Source organism: Oryzibacter oryziterrae (genome assembly GCF_021864535.1).
GTDB classification, from domain to species: domain Bacteria; phylum Pseudomonadota; class Alphaproteobacteria; order Rhizobiales; family Pleomorphomonadaceae; genus Pleomorphomonas; species Pleomorphomonas oryziterrae.
In genome coordinates this window covers 42,838-62,554 of sequence record NZ_JAKJIC010000010.1, presented here as the reverse complement: position 1 = coordinate 62,554, position 19,717 = coordinate 42,838, and the positions used below count along the sequence as shown (strand labels likewise).

The 19,717-nt window shown below is 64.5% G+C and carries 21 protein-coding genes; 12 read left to right on the top strand and 9 right to left on the bottom strand.

The features are described 5' to 3' along the window. The first annotated feature begins 4 nt into the window (after window positions 1-4). The 4 genes from mtnK to L2I41_RS12195 are packed head-to-tail and all read left to right on the top strand — an operon-like array spanning window position 5 to window position 5,218. The gene (gene mtnK / locus L2I41_RS12210; protein WP_237153840.1) at window positions 5-1,309 is read left to right on the top strand and encodes an S-methyl-5-thioribose kinase; all 1,305 of its coding nucleotides are present in this window, start codon (window positions 5-7) and stop codon (window positions 1,307-1,309) included. A gap of 7 nt (window positions 1,310-1,316) precedes the next feature. Beyond that, window positions 1,317-2,015, top strand: a complete 699-nt coding sequence (gene mtnC / locus L2I41_RS12205; protein WP_237153839.1) for an acireductone synthase — start codon at window positions 1,317-1,319, stop codon at window positions 2,013-2,015. Between the two features lie 4 nt (window positions 2,016-2,019). Continuing rightward, window positions 2,020-3,621 carry an FAD-dependent oxidoreductase gene (locus tag L2I41_RS12200; RefSeq protein ID WP_237153838.1) on the top strand — a complete coding sequence of 534 codons (1,602 nt, stop codon included), beginning with the start codon at window positions 2,020-2,022 and terminating at the stop codon, window positions 3,619-3,621. 13 nt (window positions 3,622-3,634) lie between these two features. Beyond that, on the top strand, window positions 3,635-5,218 hold the full coding sequence (locus L2I41_RS12195) for an FGGY-family carbohydrate kinase (protein ID WP_237153837.1): 1,584 nt from the start codon (window positions 3,635-3,637) through the stop codon (window positions 5,216-5,218). Here the strand turns inward: L2I41_RS12195 and L2I41_RS21540 are convergent. Continuing rightward, window positions 5,215-6,144: a helix-turn-helix domain-containing protein gene (locus tag L2I41_RS21540; protein WP_304610556.1), complete on the bottom strand. Its 930-nt coding sequence runs from the start codon at window positions 6,142-6,144 to the stop codon at window positions 5,215-5,217. The genes L2I41_RS12195 and L2I41_RS21540 overlap by 4 nt on opposite strands. A gap of 151 nt (window positions 6,145-6,295) precedes the next feature. Here L2I41_RS21540 and L2I41_RS12185 point away from each other — a divergent pair, with 151 nt between their 5' ends. From L2I41_RS12185 to L2I41_RS12160, 6 genes are read left to right on the top strand one after another with little or no spacing between them, the layout of a single operon-like run. Further along, window positions 6,296-7,441, top strand: a complete 1,146-nt coding sequence (locus L2I41_RS12185; protein WP_237153836.1) for an amine dehydrogenase large subunit — start codon at window positions 6,296-6,298, stop codon at window positions 7,439-7,441. Continuing rightward, window positions 7,438-7,971 (top strand): MauE/DoxX family redox-associated membrane protein, encoded by a 534-nt coding sequence (locus L2I41_RS12180; RefSeq protein WP_237153835.1) that lies wholly within the window; start codon window positions 7,438-7,440, stop codon window positions 7,969-7,971. The genes L2I41_RS12185 and L2I41_RS12180 overlap by 4 nt, the downstream gene beginning before the upstream one ends. Before the next feature lie 17 nt (window positions 7,972-7,988). Further along, a complete protein-coding gene (gene mauD / locus L2I41_RS12175; protein ID WP_237153834.1) occupies window positions 7,989-8,585 on the top strand; it encodes a methylamine dehydrogenase accessory protein MauD in 597 nt (198 codons plus the stop codon). 18 nt (window positions 8,586-8,603) lie between these two features. Continuing rightward, window positions 8,604-9,137, top strand: coding sequence for a methylamine dehydrogenase light chain (locus L2I41_RS12170; protein ID WP_237153833.1), 534 nt, complete (start codon window positions 8,604-8,606; stop codon window positions 9,135-9,137). Continuing rightward, window positions 9,134-9,574, top strand: a complete 441-nt coding sequence (locus L2I41_RS12165) for a c-type cytochrome (protein ID WP_237153832.1) — start codon at window positions 9,134-9,136, stop codon at window positions 9,572-9,574. Before L2I41_RS12170 ends, L2I41_RS12165 begins: the two co-directional genes overlap by 4 nt. Further along, window positions 9,571-10,044: a c-type cytochrome gene (locus L2I41_RS12160; RefSeq protein WP_237153831.1), complete on the top strand. Its 474-nt coding sequence runs from the start codon at window positions 9,571-9,573 to the stop codon at window positions 10,042-10,044. The genes L2I41_RS12165 and L2I41_RS12160 overlap by 4 nt, the downstream gene beginning before the upstream one ends. Window positions 10,045-10,196: 152 nt before the next feature. On the opposite strand, the gene L2I41_RS12155 is transcribed toward L2I41_RS12160, so the two are convergent. From L2I41_RS12155 to L2I41_RS12135, 5 genes are read right to left on the bottom strand one after another with little or no spacing between them, the layout of a single operon-like run. Continuing rightward, complete coding sequence (locus tag L2I41_RS12155; protein WP_237153830.1) at window positions 10,197-10,880, bottom strand: ABC transporter ATP-binding protein; 684 nt, start codon at window positions 10,878-10,880, stop codon at window positions 10,197-10,199. Then, window positions 10,877-11,713 carry an ABC transporter ATP-binding protein gene (locus tag L2I41_RS12150; protein WP_237153829.1) on the bottom strand — a complete coding sequence of 279 codons (837 nt, stop codon included), beginning with the start codon at window positions 11,711-11,713 and terminating at the stop codon, window positions 10,877-10,879. The genes L2I41_RS12155 and L2I41_RS12150 overlap by 4 nt, the downstream gene beginning before the upstream one ends. Continuing rightward, window positions 11,706-12,572 (bottom strand): ABC transporter permease, encoded by an 867-nt coding sequence (locus L2I41_RS12145; protein ID WP_237153828.1) that lies wholly within the window; start codon window positions 12,570-12,572, stop codon window positions 11,706-11,708. The genes L2I41_RS12150 and L2I41_RS12145 overlap by 8 nt, the downstream gene beginning before the upstream one ends. Continuing rightward, window positions 12,569-13,618 carry an ABC transporter permease gene (locus L2I41_RS12140; protein ID WP_237153827.1) on the bottom strand — a complete coding sequence of 350 codons (1,050 nt, stop codon included), beginning with the start codon at window positions 13,616-13,618 and terminating at the stop codon, window positions 12,569-12,571. The genes L2I41_RS12145 and L2I41_RS12140 overlap by 4 nt, the downstream gene beginning before the upstream one ends. A gap of 34 nt (window positions 13,619-13,652) precedes the next feature. Continuing rightward, window positions 13,653-15,248: an ABC transporter substrate-binding protein gene (locus tag L2I41_RS12135; RefSeq protein WP_237153826.1), complete on the bottom strand. Its 1,596-nt coding sequence runs from the start codon at window positions 15,246-15,248 to the stop codon at window positions 13,653-13,655. Window positions 15,249-15,473: 225 nt separating this feature from the next. On the opposite strand from L2I41_RS12135, the gene L2I41_RS12130 reads away from it, so the two are divergent. Next, window positions 15,474-15,893, top strand: coding sequence for an OsmC family protein (locus L2I41_RS12130; RefSeq protein WP_237153825.1), 420 nt, complete (start codon window positions 15,474-15,476; stop codon window positions 15,891-15,893). Window positions 15,894-16,097: 204 nt separating this feature from the next. Beyond that, the gene (locus L2I41_RS12125) at window positions 16,098-16,901 is read left to right on the top strand and encodes an inositol monophosphatase family protein (protein WP_237153824.1); all 804 of its coding nucleotides are present in this window, start codon (window positions 16,098-16,100) and stop codon (window positions 16,899-16,901) included. Here L2I41_RS12125 and L2I41_RS12120 read toward each other — a convergent pair. Genes L2I41_RS12120 through L2I41_RS12110 form a run of 3 tightly spaced genes read right to left on the bottom strand, consistent with a single transcriptional unit; the run spans window position 16,891 to window position 19,694 of the window. Beyond that, entirely contained in the window at window positions 16,891-17,775 is an 885-nt protein-coding gene (locus tag L2I41_RS12120) for a glycerophosphodiester phosphodiesterase (RefSeq protein WP_237153823.1), read from the bottom strand. The genes L2I41_RS12125 and L2I41_RS12120 overlap by 11 nt on opposite strands. Continuing rightward, the gene (locus tag L2I41_RS12115; protein WP_237153822.1) at window positions 17,768-18,850 is read right to left on the bottom strand and encodes an ABC transporter ATP-binding protein; all 1,083 of its coding nucleotides are present in this window, start codon (window positions 18,848-18,850) and stop codon (window positions 17,768-17,770) included. The genes L2I41_RS12120 and L2I41_RS12115 overlap by 8 nt, the downstream gene beginning before the upstream one ends. 19 nt (window positions 18,851-18,869) lie before the next feature. Further along, window positions 18,870-19,694 carry an ABC transporter permease gene (locus tag L2I41_RS12110; protein WP_390634182.1) on the bottom strand — a complete coding sequence of 275 codons (825 nt, stop codon included), beginning with the start codon at window positions 19,692-19,694 and terminating at the stop codon, window positions 18,870-18,872. Window positions 19,695-19,717: the final 23 nt, after the last annotated feature.

Here is a 19,717-nt window from a genome sequence, read left to right as displayed (position 1 = left end):
GATCTTGCTCGACGCTCCCAACAGCCAATACCGGATCCTGTCCGCGGCCACCGTGCCGGCTTATCTTCAGACGCTGCCGGCGGTCGTAGACCGGCTCGGCGGCGCTCCGTCTGATTGGACCGTACGCGACGTGGCGGATGGCAACATCAATTCGGTGTTCCTGGTTGACGGCCCCAAGGGCGGCGTCTGCGTCAAGCAGGCGCTTCCCTATGCCCGCATCCACGGTGAAGGCTGGCCGCTCGACATCAACCGCGCCATCTACGAGGATGCCTACATGGCGCGCCTCGCCCCGCATGTGGGGCAGCTGGCACCGGAGGTCTACAGTTTCGATGCCGAGCAGTTCGTCATCGTCATGGAGAAGCTGGAGCCGCACATCATCCTGCGCCGGGCTCTGATCGCCGGCAATCATTATCCTGCTGTGCCGGGTGCCGTGGCCGAATATATCGCCCAGGCGAGCTTCCATACCTCGGACCTTGCTGCGCCCTTCGAACGCAAGGCCACCGACGTCAGCCTGTTTTCAAAGAACCTGTCGCTGCAGCGCATCTCTGCCGACCTGATCTTCTCTGACCCCTATACGGTGGTCTGGCGCAACAAGCTGATCGAACCCTATCTCACCGCCTGGGGTGCTGCCTTCCGCAGCGACGTCGACCTCAAGTCGGAAGTCGCCCGCCTGCGCGCGCTCTATTTCGGCAAGGCGCAGTCGCTGATCCACGGGGACCTGCATTCGGGCTCGGTGATGGTGACGGCGGAGGATACGCGCGTCATCGACGGCGAATTCGCCTGGATCGGGCCGAGCGGCTTCGATGTGGGCAACTTCATCGCCCATTACATCATGGCCTGGTACGCCAAGGACGAACAGCCGGGTGATGAGACCGAACGCGAGGCCTACCGCCGGCTGATCGAGACGGATATCGCCGCCTTCTGGTCCACGTTCCGCCAGCGCTTCCTTGAAATATGGCGCGCCGAGGCCGGTGCGGGGGACGCCTATTTCGGCGACCATTTCAACGATCCCGCGGGGGCAAGCCGGCTCGAAAGCCTGCGACAGGCCTACGTTGACGACATCTTTGCCGATGCCCGCGGTTTTCTGGCGCTGAAGGTGATCCGTCGCATCATCGGCTATGCCCAGATCGCCGACTTCCACGTGATCGAGGGTGCCGAGGCCCAAGCGCGCGCCAAGGCAGGTGCCCTGGCGCTCGCCCGGTCGCTGCTGCTCCATCCGGATCGCTATCCCGATATCGCTTCGGTGATCGCCGCACTGCCGCGCTTTGAAGCGGTCGGCTTCGATCCGCATCCCTCGCGCAACTGGTGAGAACTTCATGTCATCTCAGATCAAGATCGACGCCGATCTCGTGCTTCTCGATATCGAGGGCACGCTGTCGTCTCAGTCCTATGTCATCCGCGTGCTCTATGCCTTTTCACGGGCACGCATTCCCGACTATGTCGCGGCACGCAGGGGCGAGCCGGAGATCGAGGCCATCCTCAGCGAAGCCTCGCGTCTGGTGGACGGCGGCGATCCGCTGGAGGCGCTGATCGGCTGGCAGGACAAGGACCTGAAGGTGCCGCCGCTCAAGAAGCTGCAGGGGCTGATCTGGGAGCATGGCTATCGCGAGGGAGCGTTCAAGGGGCACATCTACCCCGACGCCCACGCTGCGCTCGTGGCCTGGAAGGCGGCGGGCCTGCCGCTCTACATCTTCTCGTCCGGATCGGTTCAGGCGCAGATCCAGTTCTTCCAGTTCTCCGAAGCCGGTGATCTCCGAAGCCTGTTCAACGGCCATTTCGACACCGATATCGGCGCCAAGGTGGAGGCCGCGTCCTATCAGGCGATCGCTGCCCGTGTCGGCGTACCGACGCAGCGCATCGTCTTCCTGACCGACAATCCGCGCGAGCTGGTGGCGGCGGACGCTGCGGGCGTGCAGGTGATTCAGGTGCTGCGCGAAGACACCGCTCCCGACCCGCGCTACCGCCAGATCACGTCCTTCGCCGAGGTTGACATCGTCAGCCGCAAGGTGGCCTGACCCCATGGCACCTCGCCTCAATCGCGCCGAGCAACTGGCCGATCTCGCCGCAGATCCTCGCTTCGATGCTGTGGTGATCGGCGGCGGCATCGCCGGTGCGGCGACCTTTCGCGATCTCGCCCTGCAGGGCCTGCGCGTGGCGCTGATCGAACGCAACGACTTCGCATCCGGTGCCAGCGGCGCCCTCACACGGGTGGCGCAGGGCGGCTTCCGCTATCTCGAACGCGGTGATGTCAAGCTGGTGCGCAAGGCAGTGCGCGACCGCAATCTGTTCATCGGAAACGCGCCGCATCAGGTGCGGCCGGTGCGGGTGGTGATCCCCACCGAAAGCTGGCTTTCCGGCGCCATAGCTGCCCCCTTGCGCTTTCTGAAGCTGATCGGCGGCAAGACGCAGCCCGGGGCGGCGGTGCTGCTTCTAGGCGTCAAGCTTTACGAGTTTCTCTCCCGCCGGACCACGCCGGCCAATCCCAGCTCGCCACTGCCCTCCGGCGGTGTTTTCGGCAAGGCGGTCCTGCAACGGCGCTATCCCGGCATAGCCACCAGTTTCGTCGGCGCCGCCCATGAGTTCGAGGGGCTGATCGCCGCGCCCGAGCGCATCGCCATCGAGCTGATCGAGGATGGCCTCACAGCCAGCCCGCGCTCGGTCGCACTCAACTATGTGGAAGCGGAACGGGTGGAAGCCGGGCGCATTGTTGCCCGCGACCGCAAGACAGACGCCGATCGACTGGACCTCGAGGCACCGCTCGCCATCAATGCCGCCGGAGCACTGGTGGATCGCGTGCACGGGCTCTTCGGCCTCGACACCCGTCTGGTGGATGGAGTAGCAGGAACCCACCTGCTGCTGGAAGCCCCCGACCTTGCGCGCGCACTCGGGCCGGACATCCTGTTCTTCGAGGATGCCGAACCGGTCAAGTCCAAGCGCCGGCTTTGCGTGACCTATGCGATCGGAGAAAATGTCCTCCTGGGGGCAACCGAAGTGCCCGTCGCCGATCCGGACAGTGCCCGCACGGCACCGGCGGAGGAAGCCTACCTTCTATCTGCCATCAACCGCCTGTTTCCGTCGTTGCTCGTGACCGACCGGCAGATCGTTCGGCGGCTCAACGGCGTCCGCCCATTGCTGCATTCCGACGCCGACGTGAATGGACGCAGTCGCGATCATGCCATCGGGGAGCACCAGTCTGCCTCCTTCGGTGGCCCGGTCATCTCGATCCTCGGCGGCAAGTGGACCACCTTCCGCACCATCGCCGCCGACGCCACAGACGCGGCATTGCACCATCTCCGCCGCCGCCGGCTTGTCGCCACCGACCATGTCTCCATCGGCGGTGCCCAGGGGCTGCCGGCTGACGAGACAGGGAGAGCTTTGTTCATCCAGGAGATCGCGGCGAAGTTCGGTCTGCGCGACAGTCTGGTGGCCTCGCTGGTGGTCCGCTACGGCGCCCGTGCTGCGCGCGTCGCCGCCTACGTGGCCAGGGAGCCTGGGGTATCCCATATCCGGGGTATCTCGCTGGGCGAACAGCGTTTCCTGACCGAGGAGGAAATGGCGACCGGCGCGGAGGACATCCTGTTTCGCCGTACCGATCTTTTCCTGCGCACCGGCCTTGACTGAGCGAGCGGACGCCATGGCGCAGGACATTCTGATCGGCCTCGACGCCGGAACCTCGGTCGTCAAGGCCGTCGCCTTTTCACTGGCCGGCCGGCAGCTCGCGGTCGGCGCCGTTGCCAACCAGTATCGGACCTTCGCCGGAGGCGGCGCCGAACAGGACATGGCGGCAACCTGGGTGCATGCCGTGGAGGCGATCCGGCAACTTGGCGCGCAACTGCCGGACCTCGCGACGCGAACGCTGGCAATCGGCGTCACGGGGCAGGGGGACGGGACCTGGCTGATCGACGGCAAGGGCAATCCGGTCGGCCCCGCGCGCATCTGGCTCGACAGTCGCGCCGCCGCGCGCGTCGATGCCTTCCGGGCCGATGCCGAACGGGACGAGCCGCGCTACCGGGCAACCGGCACCGGCCTCAATGCCTGCCAGCAAGGCGCGCAGCTTCTCGACATGAGCGCAACCGAACCCGAGCGGCTCGCCGCCGCAGCGACAGTGTTTCACTGCAAGGACTGGCTCTATTTCCGACTGACCGGGGAAAGGGTGACCGATCCCTCTGAGGGATTGAGCGCCTTCGGAGACATCTACACAGAAGCCTATTCGGACACGGTCCTCGATGCGCTCGGCTTTGCCGCGCCCTTGCGCGCCCTCCTGCCACCGATCCTCGACGGGCTTCGCCATGCCGACAGGTTGACCAGTGCCGCAGCCGTCGCAACCGGCTTGTCTGTCGGGACACCGGTGGTGCTGGGGGCGGGCGACGTGATCTGCGCAGCTCTCGGCAGCGGTCTCCACGATCCCGATGGGCGCGATATCGGCTGCACGATCCTTGGCTCGACAGGCATCCACATGCGCCTTGCCGCCGACGCGGACGCCGTTCGCTTCAACACCGAACGGACTGGCTATACCATGCGGTTCCCGGTCGCCGGCGCTTACGCTCAGATCCAGACCAACATGTCCGGCACGCTGAACCTGGACTGGCTAGTTGATCTGGTGCTTTCGGTGCTGTCGATTGACGGATCGGGTCGCGACCGGGACGACATTCTGGCCTTTCTCGACCGCAAGGCGTCGGAAGCTTCGCCCGGTGGCCTGATCTACCATCCCTTCGCTTCCACCGCTGGCGAGCGCGGCCCGTTTGTCGACGCCTCGGCGCGAGCTGCGGTGATCGGTCTGGCGACCGGCAAGGCGATAGGCGACATAACCCTGTCGGTCTACGAGGCACTCGGCCACGCGGCCCGTCATTGCTACGAGGCCATGGGCGAGATTCCCCAGGAAATCAGGGTCACTGGCGGAGCCAGCCGCAGTGCCGTGATCCGGCGATCCCTTGGCGCCATTCTCGGGCGTCCTCTGCGGCAGGCGCCGCAGAATGAAGCCGGAGCCCTTGGCGCGGCGATGATGGCAGCGGTTTCAGTGGGTGTCTTTCAGTCTATGCCGGACTGCGTGAAAGCTTGGGTCTCAGGTGGAGTCGGCGACGCCGAGCCCTTCGATCCGATACTTGCGGCCAAGCTGGACGTGTCCCATGCAGCCTATCGCGCCAGCATCAATGCCTTGCGGCCGAACTGGAAGCTTCTGGCTGGGACGAACGCCACGGCCACTTGCTCTGTTGGCTAAGACACCGAACCAGAGCGCGTTGCCGTCTGCGATGGCAGTTCGCCGAACAGATCGGCGTAGTAGCGGGAGAAGCGCCCGAGGTGCCAGAAGCCCCAGCGAACAGCGACTTCGGACACAGAGGCGCGGTCTTGCTGGTTGAGCAAGTCGCGGCGCGCGCCATTGAGGCGCTGGTCCCGCATCCAGCTCCCGGGGCCACGCCCAACCGTGTTGATGAAAGCCTGCCGGACCACCGGCTCGGGCAGGTCGATCCGCCGGCAGACATCCGCGACGGACAGGGGATCACTCCCGGCACCGTCGAGATGATCGCGGACGAGACGAAACACGGCCCAGTCGGTCTGGGAGGCAGACGTGCGCTGTCGCAGACCGCGCGTGGCCAGATCCCGCAGATAGGAAAGCCTGTCGGTGATCATGCCCGGCACCAGGGAAGCCATCTCCAGCGTGTCGCCGCCGACCTCGGGAAAGGCCATCAGCAACGACAACAGCCAGCTGGCAAAGGCGGCCGCTTCGGCTCCCGCATTCACCGTGCTGACCGGCCATGGGCTGGACTTGGCATCTGAGGGAGCATCGTATTCGACAAAGACGATGTCGCAGCCTTCCGGCATGGCGGCGTGGTACTCCTCGCCACCGGCGACAAAGCAGGAGCTCTCCGGCGCAATCGCTTCCGCATTCATGCGAAAGCCGGCATTGTGCCGCAGTGACTGCACAAAGACCGAGCGACCGACCGGCGGCGAGGTGCGCTGCTCGGTGGCCACGTTGATGCTTTCGCGTGTCACCTTGATACCGCCAAGACACAAGCGCCGAACCTCGCCCAGATACTGACCAGGACCCATTTGCACGTAGCGTTGGGTCCAGCCGTCGAGCGCGCCTTCCTGTTCGGAGCCGTCGAAAAACTGCCGGTGGATTACGTCGTGGCGTCCGTCTGCCATGTTGCCCCCTGAGCAAAAGGACTTACGTAAGAGTGCCATGTGAGCGCATATGGAGCACGGTTAATTTTTAGGCAATTGGTGTTTTGAAATCGGATAGCCGGCGAGGTCTGCACAGTTCTACGGTTAGGTATTCCCACTATGGAGACCTGCCGTGTTGAAACTGACGCATGTCACTCTTGGCGCACTCCTCGCCGCCGCAACCGCCCCGGCTGCCCTTGCAGAAGAGGCCTTCAAACCGGAACAGGTGTCGGTGAAGGAGGCGATCGATCCCGGTCCGAATGTCTTCGTCTACCAGGAGGAATGGAAGGGTGCCGGCTCGATCGCCGTCTTCGCCCAGGACACCCTGAAGCTGAAGGGACTGATGCCGACCGGCTCCATGGGACAGATGCTGATCTCGCCCGATGGCAAGACCGCCTGGTCCCAGTCGTCCTTCCTGAAGCGCATCGTCTACGGCCCGAATGAACAGGTGCTGCAGACCTACGAAGTGGACAAGCTCACACTCAAGAGCGAAGCGATCCTGCCCCCGAAGGCAGCCATGGCGCTCGGCTACTCGGCGCTCCTGCGCCTGTCGAGCGACGGCAAGCTGGTCTTCGTGCAGAACGCAACGCCCGCCGCCTCGGTGTCGGTGATCGACGTCGCCACCGGTACCACCCTGCAGGAAATTCCGACGCCGGGCTGCTGGGGCATCTACCCGCTGCCGGCCAAGACCGGCTTTTCCACCATCTGCGGTGACGGCACCTTCTCGACCGTGACGATTTCCGACGACGGCAAGACGGCCGCGGCGGAGGCGTCAGCCCCCATCTTCGATCCGGATGCCGATCCGATCTTCATCGAAGACGAGAGCTATGACGGTGCGCTCTATTTCGTTTCCTACAAGGGCGTCCTCTACAAGCTCGACCCCAGCGGCAAGACGGTCGCCAAGCTTGACACCAGCGAGATCGCCGCTGGCGTCGAAGGCGGTTGGGCCCCCGGCGGCTACCAGCTGATGAGCATCGATCCCAAGATCGGCGTGCTGTTCATCCAGATGCATCCGGACGCCAAGGACGGCAGCCACAAGTTCCCCGCCGAGGAAATCTGGGCTTATGACCTCAAGGCCAAGAAGGTGCTGTCGCGCTCAAAGGTGTCCGACGTCGCTTCGCTGGTGGTGTCGCGTTCCGACAAGCCGGTGATCTTCGGCTCCACCGAGGTGGGCAAGCTCTATCGCTTCGAGACGGATCCCGCTGCGGGCTATGCCCTCAAGCCCGCAGGCGAGGCAACGCTGACCGGCTTCCCGCTCACCCTTGATCTGGTGGAATGATGGACAGCACCTGGCCCTCTCTCGTCGCCGGCGTGGCGACCGCCTTCACGGCGATCCTCTACGCCCGCGCCAGCTTGCACAAGCTGTTCGATCTCACGGCCTTTTCCGGCTTCGTCGAGGATTATCAACTGGCCCCGCGTGCCTGGTCGAAGAGTATCGCTCTGGCTCTGGCCATCCTGGAAACGGCCATCGCCGCCGCGCTCATCGCGCCTTTCACGCGGCCCTTCGGCCTTGTCGCCGGTGCCGGTCTGCTGATCGTCTACGCCGGTGCCATGGCGATCAACATCAATCGCGGTCGCAGCCATATCGAATGCGGCTGTGGCGGCCCGGTGCAACCCATCAACAGCGCCACGCTTCTGCGCAACGCGGCGCTGGCGCTGATCGCCTTGCTCGGCCTCGTCGGCCCCGGTGAGGGGCTGGGCGCGGCGGAAGCCTTCACTGTGATCGCCGGCGGCGCCACGCTGTTCATCGGCTTCCTGCTCGCCGAGCAGATGATCTCCAACGCATCCCATCTCAAAACCCGACACTGACAAGGACACGAACCCGCATGAACGCTCTCATCTTTGCCGTCGCGCTTCTTTGGGTGGTCGTCGTCGCCCTGATCGTCGCGCTGTTTGCTCTCGCCCGTCAGGTCGGCGTCCTGTTTGAACGCATCGCCCCCATGGGCGCCCTGGTCAACGACTCCGGCCCGCAGGTCGGACAGGCATCCCCTCTGTTCCAGTTGCCCAGCCTCAACGGCGGCGAGGTTTCCATCGGTCCGCGCCAGGGCAAGGCCACGCTGGTCTTCTTCCTGTCGTCCACGTGCCCGATCTGCAAGAAGCTGCTGCCCATGCTGAAATCCGTCCGCCAGTCGGAGTCGTCGGTGGACGTGGTGCTGGCTTCCGACAGCGAGGAAGCCAAACTGCGCCGCTTCATCGACAGTGCCGAGCTCAAGGCCTTCCCCTTCGTCAACTCCACCGAACTCGGACTGGCCTATCGCGTTTCCCGTCTGCCCTTCGCCGTGCTGATCGGACCGGACGGCGTGATCCGCTCCAAGGGACTGATCAACAGCCGCGAACAGCTGGAAAGCCTGTTCAACGCCCATGAACTCGGCGTGTCCTCGATCCAGTCCTACCTCGACCAGCCTGCCGCCGCGCGCGGATGACCCGAAAGGAGCCATGAAGTGTTCAACCTCATCGACAAACTCACCGGCTGGATGGACAAGATGGCCGAGGGCAGTGCGCGCCGCATGGCCATGAGCACCGGCCGCCGCTCCTTCCTTGCCCGCACTGGTGCTGTGATCGTCGGCGGTGCCGTTCTGCCGGTACTGCCCTTCGACCGTACCTTCGGAGCCCTGCCGGCCAAGGCCGCGGAAGTGGACGAGCTTTCCTGCGACTACTGGCGCTACTGCGCCCTCGACGGAAACCTCTGCAACTCCTGCGGCGGCACGCTGACCCAGTGTCCGCCCGGCTCCGAGGCCTCCAAGGTCTCCTGGGTCGGCACCTGCAAGAACCCGGTGGACGGCAAGGACTATCTGGTGTCCTACAACGACTGCTGTGGCCGCACCGAATGCGACAACGCGCCCTTCTGCAACACCAACCAGGGCGAACGCCCCGGCTATCGTATGGGCCTGCACAACGACGTCAACTGGTGCATGGCCAATGCATCGGTCGGCTATCATTGCACCGTCGCCGTTCTGGTGGGTCTCGCCGAATGATGCGCAAGATGCTGCTCGCCACCGCGTTCGTCGCGGTGGCCCTTCCTGCCCTGGCGGCCGACGGGACCAAGGTGTTCGAAAGCGTCTGCGCCGCCTGCCACCAATCGGGTGGCAAGGGCACGCCCGGTCTGGCACCGCCCCTGATCGACCCAGCGCTGTGGCAGCGGCTTGGTGACAAGGCGCCTTACTACGTCGCCAACGTGATGATCGGCGGTCTGTCTGGCACCATAACGGCGGGAGGGCAGGGCTATTATGGCTTGGCCATGCCGAGCCAGGCACACCTCTCCGATGACGAGTTGATGGCTGCCGCAAATCATGTGCTGCAGGACCTCAACGGCTCCAAGATCGCAGTGACGCCCGATCTGATCGCCGGCGCCCGCGCCGCGCCGCTCGGCCACAAGGCCCTGCTCGCCTTGCGCAAAGGAGTTGCCCCATGAAGCTCCATCCAGTCTCTGCACTTCTCGGTGCCGCTGCACTTGCAGCCGGTGTGATCGCCGGCGGAACAGTGCTCGCCGAGACACCGCATCGCACGCCGAGGACCAACTTCATCCTGCGCTGTGTCGGTTGCCATGGCATGGATGGATCGGGCAGCGAAAAGGGCGGCATCCCGGATTTCCGCAACTATGTCGGGGCCTTCAGTCGCGATGAGGCTGGCCGCACCTACGTGATGCACGTGCCGGGAGTGGTGAACGCCAACCTGTCCAACGCTGAGATCGCCGAGGTGATGAACTATCTGATGAAGACCTTCGGCGGCACTTCGCTCCCCAAGGACTATCACCCCTTCGACACGGCGGAGGTCGACAAGCTGCGCGCCGTCCCGGTGAAGGACATCGTCGGCCTGCGCCGAGACATTTCCGCATCCCTCGCCAAGCAGGGGATCACTACGGCCGGATATCCCTGGCCCTAGACCGATCATCAGTCCGGTCGTTTGGGCGTGGCATCCGAGAGGATGTCACGCCGTCTTTGTCGCTAGGACCAAGGCTTGGGACATCTGCCCGGCCGGCCACGTTCACCGCTGCCGCGAGGTCCATCGCGTTCCAAGTGGAACACTCAAAGACGTCAGGCGTCAGACATTTCCACCAGCCGACCAGCCTGCATCGCAACGACGCGGTCACACATATGTGCCACGACACCGGGATCGTGACTGACCAGGATGTAGGTCAGGGGGCGCCGGGCCTTGAGGTCGGTAAGCAGATTGAGAATGTCGGCCTGAACCGACATGTCCAGCGCCGAGGTCGGCTCATCCAGGAGCAACAGGTCCGGCTCGACGATCAGCGCCCGGGCAATGGCGATGCGTTGCCGCTGGCCGCCGGACAGTTGGTGCGGATAGCGCTCGGCCACGTCAGGTTCGAAGCCGACCTGTGCCAAGGTTTCCCGCAGACGCGTTTCGACATCGGGCAGCCCGGCCACCAGCAACGGTTCGGTCAGGGTGCGGCGAACCCGATGGCGCGGATGCAGCGAACCATAGGGATCCTGAAACACCATCTGCACGCCGCGGCGCCGGGTGCCTGAGATGCGCTGGCCGGGCGCAAGGGGGGCGCCCAACAGATCGATGTCGCCGCGCCATTGCCTGTTGATGCCGGCGAGCACGCGCAGGATTGTCGACTTGCCGCAGCCCGAAGGACCGATCAGCCCGAAGACTTCACCGCGCTGCACGTCCAGCGACACGCCGTTGACAACCGGGGTGACGCGCCCCTCACGCTCGAAGGACACATGCAGATTGCGAATGGAGACCGCGGTCATGGCTGGATCTCCAGTTGCGTTCGGTCGAAGGTGGGCAGCGGCCGGCCGCGCGTGGCGGCTGAAGGCCGGCAGGACCAGAGCGCGCTGGTATAGGGATGGGTGGAATGAGGCAGGTCGCGCGCCGCGCCACGATCAACCACTTGCCCCTGATACATCACCAGCGCCTCGTCGCAATACCGGGCTACCTGCTCGAGATCATGGCTGATCAGCACAAGGCCCATGGACCGGCTTTCGGTTAGGCTGACGATGAGGTCGAGGATCTGGTCGCGCAGACCCTGGTCGAGAGCCGACGTTGGCTCGTCGGCAATCAGCAGCCGCGGCTCGGCCACCAGCACTGAGGCGATCATCACCCGTTGCCCCATGCCACCCGAGAGCTCATGTGGAAAGGACATCATCACGCGTCTAGGATCAGGCAGTCCGACCGCCTCGAGGATTGTCTCCACCCGCTCCCGCCGCTCGGCCTTGCCGAGATTGAGGTGCAGCTTCAGCGTTTCCTCCACCTGACGACCAATCCGCATCACCGGGTCGAGGGCAAACTTGGGATCCTGAAGTACAAGGCCGGCACTCCGGCCGCGAAAGGCTGCCCAGTCGCGCGGGGAGAAGCCGAGCAGGGACTGCCCCTCGAAGTCGAGGCGATCTGCAGTCAGCTTTGCCGCGGACGGTAACAGGCCCATGAGGGCCTTGGCCGTCATGGACTTTCCGGAGCCGGATTCGCCGACCAGTCCGAGCCGCCCTCGGCCGAGGGAGAAGGACACGTTGGCAACGGCTGGGCGACGGCCCGAACCGAAGCGAACCGTCAGATTTTCGACGGAAACGAGCGGGGCGTCAGTCATGGCGAGGGTCCAGAATGTCGCGCAGTCCGTCGGCGATCAGGTTGAAGGACAGGGACGCCAGCAGAATGGCGCAACCCGGCGCGGCGGCGATCCACCACTGATCGAAGATCACCTTCGTACCATCGGCCACCATGCCGCCCCAGTCCGGCGTCGGCGGCTGCACGCCGAGACCGATGAAGCCGAGACCGGCCGTGGCGAGAATGATGCCGGCCATATCGAGCGCCATGCGAACCAGCGCACTCGGCAGAACCAGTGGCAAAATGTGACCGAACAGCAGGCGCCAGCCGCGGATGCCCCCCATTTCGGCGGCGGCGATGAAGTCGGCATGGCGGATCACGCTGGCTTCCGTGCGCGCCAGCCGGGCATAGGCGGGCCAGCCCGTGATGGCGAGTGCGACGGCGCCGTTCACCATGCCCGGTCCGAACACGGCCACGAAGGCGAGGGCAAGCGCAAGGCGGGGAAAGGCCATGCCGATGTCGGTCAAACGCATCAGAATGCGCTCAATCCAGCCGCCGAAGGCGCCCGCCACCACACCGATTAGCAGGCCGAAGGGCAACGATGCCAGCGTCACCAGCACGATCAGGCCAAGGGTCGGCCGGGTGCCAAAGATGAGACGGGACAGGAGGTCGCGCCCGAAACCGTCGGTTCCAAGCCAATGGCTCCAACTGGGCGCGGCCAGGCGATTGGCCATGTCCTGAGCAATCGGGTCGTAGGGCGCGATCAGCGGGGCAAGAGCCGCCGCTCCAAGGAAAATCGCAAGCAGGATGACGCCGACGAGGGCGGTGGGCGAGCGCCGCAATCCTTCGAGGACGCCGGTGCGCGACTGGATGACGGCATCCGCAGCAAGGTCGAGGCTCATGTCCGCACCCGTGGATCAAGGCGGCGAACCAGCAGGTCGGCCAAGGCGTTGACGATGACGAAGGCGGCGCCGATCACAACCGTGCCGCCCAGGATGGCGGGCATGTCGGCCGCAAACACCGCCGTCGACATGTAGCGACCGATACCGGGCCAGGCAAAGACGGTCTCGGTGAAGATCGCCCCCTCCAGCAAGGTGGTGTAGCCAAGCGCGATCACCGTGACGGCAATGCCCGAAACATTGGGCAGCGCATGCAGCAGCAAGACACGCAAGCGCCCGGCGCCACGCGCCTGGGCGGCAAGGACATATTCCTTCGACAGCTCGGTGATGAGTGCGGCTCGCACCAGCCGGGAGATGCCGGCGAGGATGTGGAAGGCGAGCACGAAGGCGGGCAGGATCATATGGCCGACGGCATCGGCGAAAGCGCCGGGTTCGCCGGAAATCCAGGTATCCACCAGAGCAAGGCCGGTCGGGCGCTCGATGACATACTGGATCATGTCGCTGAGCTGGCCAGGACCCGGCGTCCAGTTGAGGCGGGCGTAGAACAGCAGCAGCATCAACAGGCCGAGCCAGAAGATCGGTACCGAATAGCCCAGCAGCGAGACGATCCGCACCACCGCATCCACCGCGCCGCCCGGCTTGTAGGCAGCTGCGACGGCCAGCGTAAGGCCCAGCGAGGCACCGATCACCAGCGCGACGGTCGAGATTTCCAGCGTCGCGGGAAAGACTTGCGACAGTTCCTGCGCAACCGGCAGAGCCGAGGACCAGGAGGTTCCAAGGTCGCCATGGGCAAGGCGCACGACATAGTCGCCGAAACGCTCTGTCACCGGCTTGTCGAGGCCGAGCGAGCGGCGCGCCGCCTGATAGGCGTCTTCCGTCGCATGGTCGCCGACCAGATGCAGGGCCGGGTCGGCCGGGGAGGTTTCGCCCAGCGCGAAGGTGAAGATGACGAGCCCGGCCAGCGTGACCGCAAGGGTCAGCGACCAGGAGATCAGGGACGCCAGATAGCGCCCGCCCCGCCGGAATCCAATCCGGCGGGGCGGTGCCAAAGGCGTTTCAGGTAGTCTTGCAACCTCGGTCAAGTTACTTGGTCACCCCGGCATAATAGACCTGATCGGCGTTGAGGCCCTGAACGAAACCCTTCACGCTGTCGCGCAGGACCAGCTGGTTCTTGGCCTGCAGGAGTACCACGAAGGGCGACTTGGCCTGAACCTCTTTCTGGATCTCGATATAGTCGGCGTTGCGCTTGGCCGGATCGGTTTCCTCAACGGCAGCCTGGGTCTTGTCGCTGAGTTCCGGGATCACCCAGCCCTGGCGCCAGGCGACGGTCTTGGTGCCGTCATCGCGATTGAGGGCGAAGGCGCTGGCGTTCGAATGGGCGTCGAAATAGTCCGGGATCCAGAAGAGCAGGGCGGCTTCATGTTCGCGGCCGCGGATCTTGCCGTAGAACTGGCTGGCCACGGCAGGCTGGACTTCCAGCTTGATGCCGGCTTCGCCAAAGGAGGCCTGAAGAGCCTGGGCGATGTCGGTATAGGGCGGCTGGTTGATGACGTCGAGCTTGATGGTCAGCCCCTTGTCGAGACCGGCCTTGGCAAGGATTTCCTTTGCCTTGGCAACGTCCTTCTTGAAGGGATTCTCGTTATAGGCACCGGGGAAGCCTGCCGGCAGGAAGGCCTGGTGAACGTCAAACTGCCCCTTCAGCAAGTCCTTGGAAATGCTGTCGTAATCGACCAACCAACGGGCCGCTTCCCACAGGGCGGGGTTCTTGGTGTCCGAATTGGTCGGGCTCACCGAGTTGAAGGCGAGATAGTCGATCTCTGCGGACGGAACCGACAGCACGTTGAGGCCGGCCTTGCCGGTCAGCGCAGCGACCTGGTCGGCGCCGAGATCGCGGGCCACGTCGGCGTCGCCCTTTTCGACGAGCAGGCGGCGGGCAGCGGCGTCGGCCACGTTCTTGAAGATGATGCCCTTGAGCTTGGGCGCACCGCCAATAGCTTTGTCATTGGCGTCGAATACCAGGGCTTCGTGCGGCTTGTAGGCCTTGATCTTGAAGGGACCGGAGCCGGCGGAGGCGTTGTGCAGCCAGCCGTTGCCGAAGTCGCCATTGGCCACATGCGTGCTGGCTTCCTTCTCGTCGACGATCGAGGCGACGGGGGCGGACAGGATCGACAGGGCAAAGGACGGGCCGACCTTGGCGGGCCAGGAAACCTTGACGTGGCTGTCGTCGACCTTGGTCACGAACTGCTCGACGGTCTCGGCGTTCCAGCCCAGTTCCTTGAGGATGAACACCGGCGACTTGTCCAGTTTCACGGCGCGAACCAGTGAGAAAACAACGTCTTCCGGCCGAACCGGGTTGCCGGAGGCAAAGGTCGCGCCGTCGCGCAGCTTGAAGACGATCGAGCGGCCATCGGCGCCGGCTTCGTAGCTTTCGGCAACAACCGGCTCCAGCTTGACCGGATCGGCGGGGTCGGATTCCACGAGGCGCTGGTAGAGGCTGTTGAAGGATTGGACCGTGGTCAGCTCGAAACCTTCGGCGGGGTCGAGGCTGACGATGTCGTCGATCGACTGGGCGACGATCAGAATGCCGGGCGGCGTTGCAGCCTGCGCACCGGTGGTCAGAAAGGCGGCGCCGGACAGGAGCAGTCCGGTGAACGCCAAGGAAGCGCGGGTCAATTTCATGAGAAGCCTCATAGGGTTAGCTTGGAATTGTCGAGGTGTTCGAAGCGGGAAAACGCAAAAGCGGTGGCTGATTTGGAAGGCGCCAAGTCCTTATGCTAGGACGCCGCAACGACCGGGGGTAAGAAGCTTCATTTCAAAAAATCGGTCCAAATCGGAAATTTGTTCCTTCCATGCGTTTTAAGCTATGAATACTCAGGAATGCAAATCACTTGGGAGAAAATAAATATGGCCGAAGTCCGAATCCGTCAGCGCGGCGCCAAAGCCTTCCTGCCCAAGCAGGGCAAGGCCACGGTGACGGCCTTGTCGGGCGCCGAGGCGCAACTGGCCGGATCGCCGTCGCAGCCTGGCCTTAACCCGTTGGAATTGCTGGACGCATCTCTGGCGGGATGCCTGGCGCTCAGCATCCGGATCGCCGCCGGCAACCTCGGAGTGAGCGACCGGCTGGGCGATGTTGCCGTCGAATCGATCGGCGAGAAGGCACCCGACGCGCCGTCCAGGATTGCGAGGATTGTCAATAAATACAAGATTTCCGGCAATCTGACACAAGAAGAACGACTGCAGCTTGTTGCTGAAGCTCACAAGATTTGCACTATCGGAAACTCGATCGCCGGATCTATTGCCATTGTCGATGAAGAAATCGGCTGATTTTTCTTTGGCCCGGCGAGGCTGAAACCGCCGGGCCTCTCGGCATTCTCACCGAAGTGACAGCGGCGGAAACGTCGCAAAAGACCGAGGTGCATGTCACAAATCCTCGAAGGCGTCGTCTCCCTTATGTCGCAACGGCAAACGACACAGGACCGTCGTAATCGGCGACTAGCCATGCGAGCCAGACAGCCACGAGGATAAGCCATGTCGATCGAAGAGATCTCGCCCCTGCTCGCCACCCTGACCACGATCGCCCGCCAAGGCGGAGCGATCGCGCGCCACCATTTCAAGGCCGCCGGTCTCAACGAGGTGAACGAGAAGGCCGCGCGGGACTATGTGACCGCCGGCGATGTCGCGGTGGAAACAGCCATAGCCGCAGCCCTGGCCAAGGCCTTTCCGGACTGGTCCATCGAAGGCGAGGAGAGTGCCGGCGACCGTGACTGCGGCGAAGACGCGCCGCGCTTCCTGATCGACCCGATCGACGGCACAACCAACTTCGCCTGGGGCATTCCCTATTTCGGTGTCGTCATCTGCCTGACGCGTGCGGGGCGGGTCGACGCCGGCGTGGTCTACGACCCCATGCGCGACGAGATGTTCGCCGCAGAGCGGGGCAAGGGGGCCTATCTCAATGGCGAACGCCTGAAGGTGCGGGCCGGTCGGGATATCGAACACGCCGTGATCGGCGCCAGTCTGCCGATCCCCGGACAGGTGAAATCGGTGACGCCGGATCGCTACCGTCAGGTGCTGCTGGATGTGATGGATAACGCGGCGGGCATGCGGCGCATGGGCTCGGCCGCGCTATCGATCGCCTATGTGGCGGCGAGCCGGCATGACGCCTTTTTCGAAGACGGCCTGTCGCCGCATGACTATGCGGCGTCGACCCTGATCGTCGAAGAGGCCGGCGGCATCATCTCCGGTTTCGACGGCGGCATCATTCCGCCGTCGGGTGCCGTGCTGGCCGCCAGCCCTGCCGTTCACGGCTGGCTGGTCGACCGCTTCAAGGGGTGACAGACGCCAGTCCCAGCTCAACGGCCCGGGCGGCAATGCTGTCCGGGGCGTTGGTGGTGATCTGATCGGCCTTGAGCCCCAGAAGCCGAGCGAGGCTGTCCTCGGCAAAGGGATGCTCGAGATCGAGGGTATAGGCGTCGATCCGGCGACCCTCGCGATGGAAGGCGCCGATCAGGTCATAGCCACGATCGGCCGCAGCAAGCACCGCCTGATAGTCGAGATAGATGAGTCGCGCTTCGGGCAGGGCTGCGATGGCATCGGCGACGAACGCGTCGAGGTTCATGCCGGCAGCGACCTCGGACACGGTGTCGTAACCGCAGGGATCAAAGCCCACGGCGATGCCCGGCGTGGCGCGCCCGAGCCTGGCAATGGCGTCCCGGTCCATGCCCGAAACAATGAAATACTGCGCAACGCCGGTGAGCGTCTCGGCGAAGGCGCTGACGGTGTCGGCGTCGATATCCGACCCACGGGACTTCATGTCGAGCTGGATCAAGGTGTCGGGATGCATGCCGCCGCTGCGGGCAACAGCTGCGAGATCGTCCAGCAGCTGAACCTTGTCGGCGGTGACTTCGCCCGAGTCCCGACGCAGGTTGAGGCGCCGGATCTCCGCCACGCTCATCTGGGCCAGCGGACCGCTGCCATTGGTTTCCCGATCCACGGTTTCATCATGCAGAACGGCAAAGCCGCGCTCGGCATGCAGGTTGAGATCGACTTCAAAGCTGGCGCCGAGTGCCATGGCCTCACGCATGCGGGCGGGTGTGAAGGGGACATCATCGCGCAGACGACGTCCCATGTGCCACTTGAGGCGGGTGCGGTGGCCGTCGCGATAGAGATCGAGGCCGGGCGCGGTATCGTGGACGAGGGTTTCAGGCATAGTTGAGTTCCATGTTCGGGAGCATGTCGACACCAGCTCCACGATAGCGGATGGGGTCCCGCAAGGCTTCGGCGAAGACCATGTAGTGCCGGACTCGCACACCCAGGCGCTCGCCTTCGCCGACGCGAACGCCCTTGGTCGTCTGAAGGCGCAAGTGAGAACCATCCGCCAGAGACGAGTCAATGACCACGTGCGAGCCGAAGTCGATCATCCGGCGCACGGTCACATGACCGTCTTCGCCGCTGTCGGTGATCTCGATATCTTCCGGGCGGATGGCCAGATGCGCCGGGCCGCTGCCGGCGGCCGCAAGATGCAGCCCGCCCGCGAGAATGCGCCCGTCCGTGATCGCCCCTTCCAGCATGTTCATGGCGCCGATGAAGCCGGCGACGAAGGCTGTGCGCGGCGCGGCGTAGATATCGCCGGGCTGGCCGACCTGCTCGATGCGTCCGTCGCGCATGACGACAATGCGATCGGCAAGCGCAAGCGCCTCGTCCTGACCATGGGTGACGAACAGGGCGGTGATGCCGAGACGCTTCTGGATGTCGCGCACTTCATCGCGCAGACGCTCGCGCAAATGCTGGTCGAGGCTGGCGAAGGGCTCGTCGAGCAAGAGGATCTTGGGTTCGAGCACCAGCGAACGGGCCAGGGCCACGCGCTGCTGCTGGCCGCCGGAAAGCTGGTTGGGCAGGCGCTCGCCATAGCCGGCGAGGCCGACAAGCTCCAGCGTCGCTTCCACGCGCTTGGCGATCTCCTCACGCGGCACGCGACGCAGGCGCAGGCCGAAGGAGACATTGCCGAACACGGTCATATGGCTCCAGAGCGCGTGGCTCTGGAACACCATGCCGGTCGGTCGACGTTCGGGCGGAACATGGGTGACATCGACGCCATCGATCAGGACGCGGCCTGACGAGGGGCGCTCGAAGCCGCCGATCATGCGCAAGACAGTGGATTTGCCGGAGCCGGACGGACCGAGCAGCGACACCAGTTCGCCGTCGCCAACATTCAGGCTGACGCCGGCAACCGCGGTCGTGTCGCCGAAGCTCTTGCCGAGCAGATCGAGGTCAAGACGGGCCATTTTTGTTTTCCTCTTTGCGTCAGCCACCGAGGCCGCGAGCGATCGCATCCCCACCCAAGACGCGCCGGGCGAACATCAGGGCGACGAATGAGGGGACCCAGAGCATGAGCGACAGCACCGCGCCATATTGGATGACGAGTTGGTTGTTGATGAAGGAGATCATCAGGATCGGCATGGTGGTGACCGTGGGGGCGCCGATCAGCCAGGCCCCCTCGGTTTCATAGAAGGTGCCGACGAAGGTGAGGATCACCGCCGCCGCGATGGTCGGCAGCGATTGCGGCAGGGTCACGTGCCAGAACACCTGCAGGGGTGTGGCGCCGGCATCCTGCGCCGCCTCTTCAAGCCTCCGGTCGACCGACTGGAAGGCTGCAGCGGGAATCCACACCATGTACATGAGCGTGTCGACCAGCTGGATCAGCACCACACCGGCAAAGGTTCCGACAAGACCGAGGTTGAGGAAGATCGTGGCGATCACGATCAGCAGCCCGAACTTCGGAAAGGCTCGCAGGGTGAGGAAGGACAGGAAGAGGGTGTTGCGGAACGGAAATTCCATGCGGCCGAAGGCATAGGCAGCCGGCAGGCAGATGAGCATGGAAAGCGCCGTCACCGTGAAGGAGAGCTCGAGCGACGTGGTGAGCGCAGCCCACACATCGCGCCGCGCCAGCATCTCGCCCCAGAAGCCGAGACCGAAGCGCTGCGGCAGTACGGCGGGATAGCGCCAGACTTCGGCAAAGGCCCAGATGCCCACCACGACGAGCGGCAGGATGATGGTGCTGGCCAGAAAGATGAAGGCCAGGAGGCCGAACCAATCGGCGCCGCCGGTGCGCCGCAGCAGGCGCGTCAACAGGCTGGGAGTGGGAGGGGAGA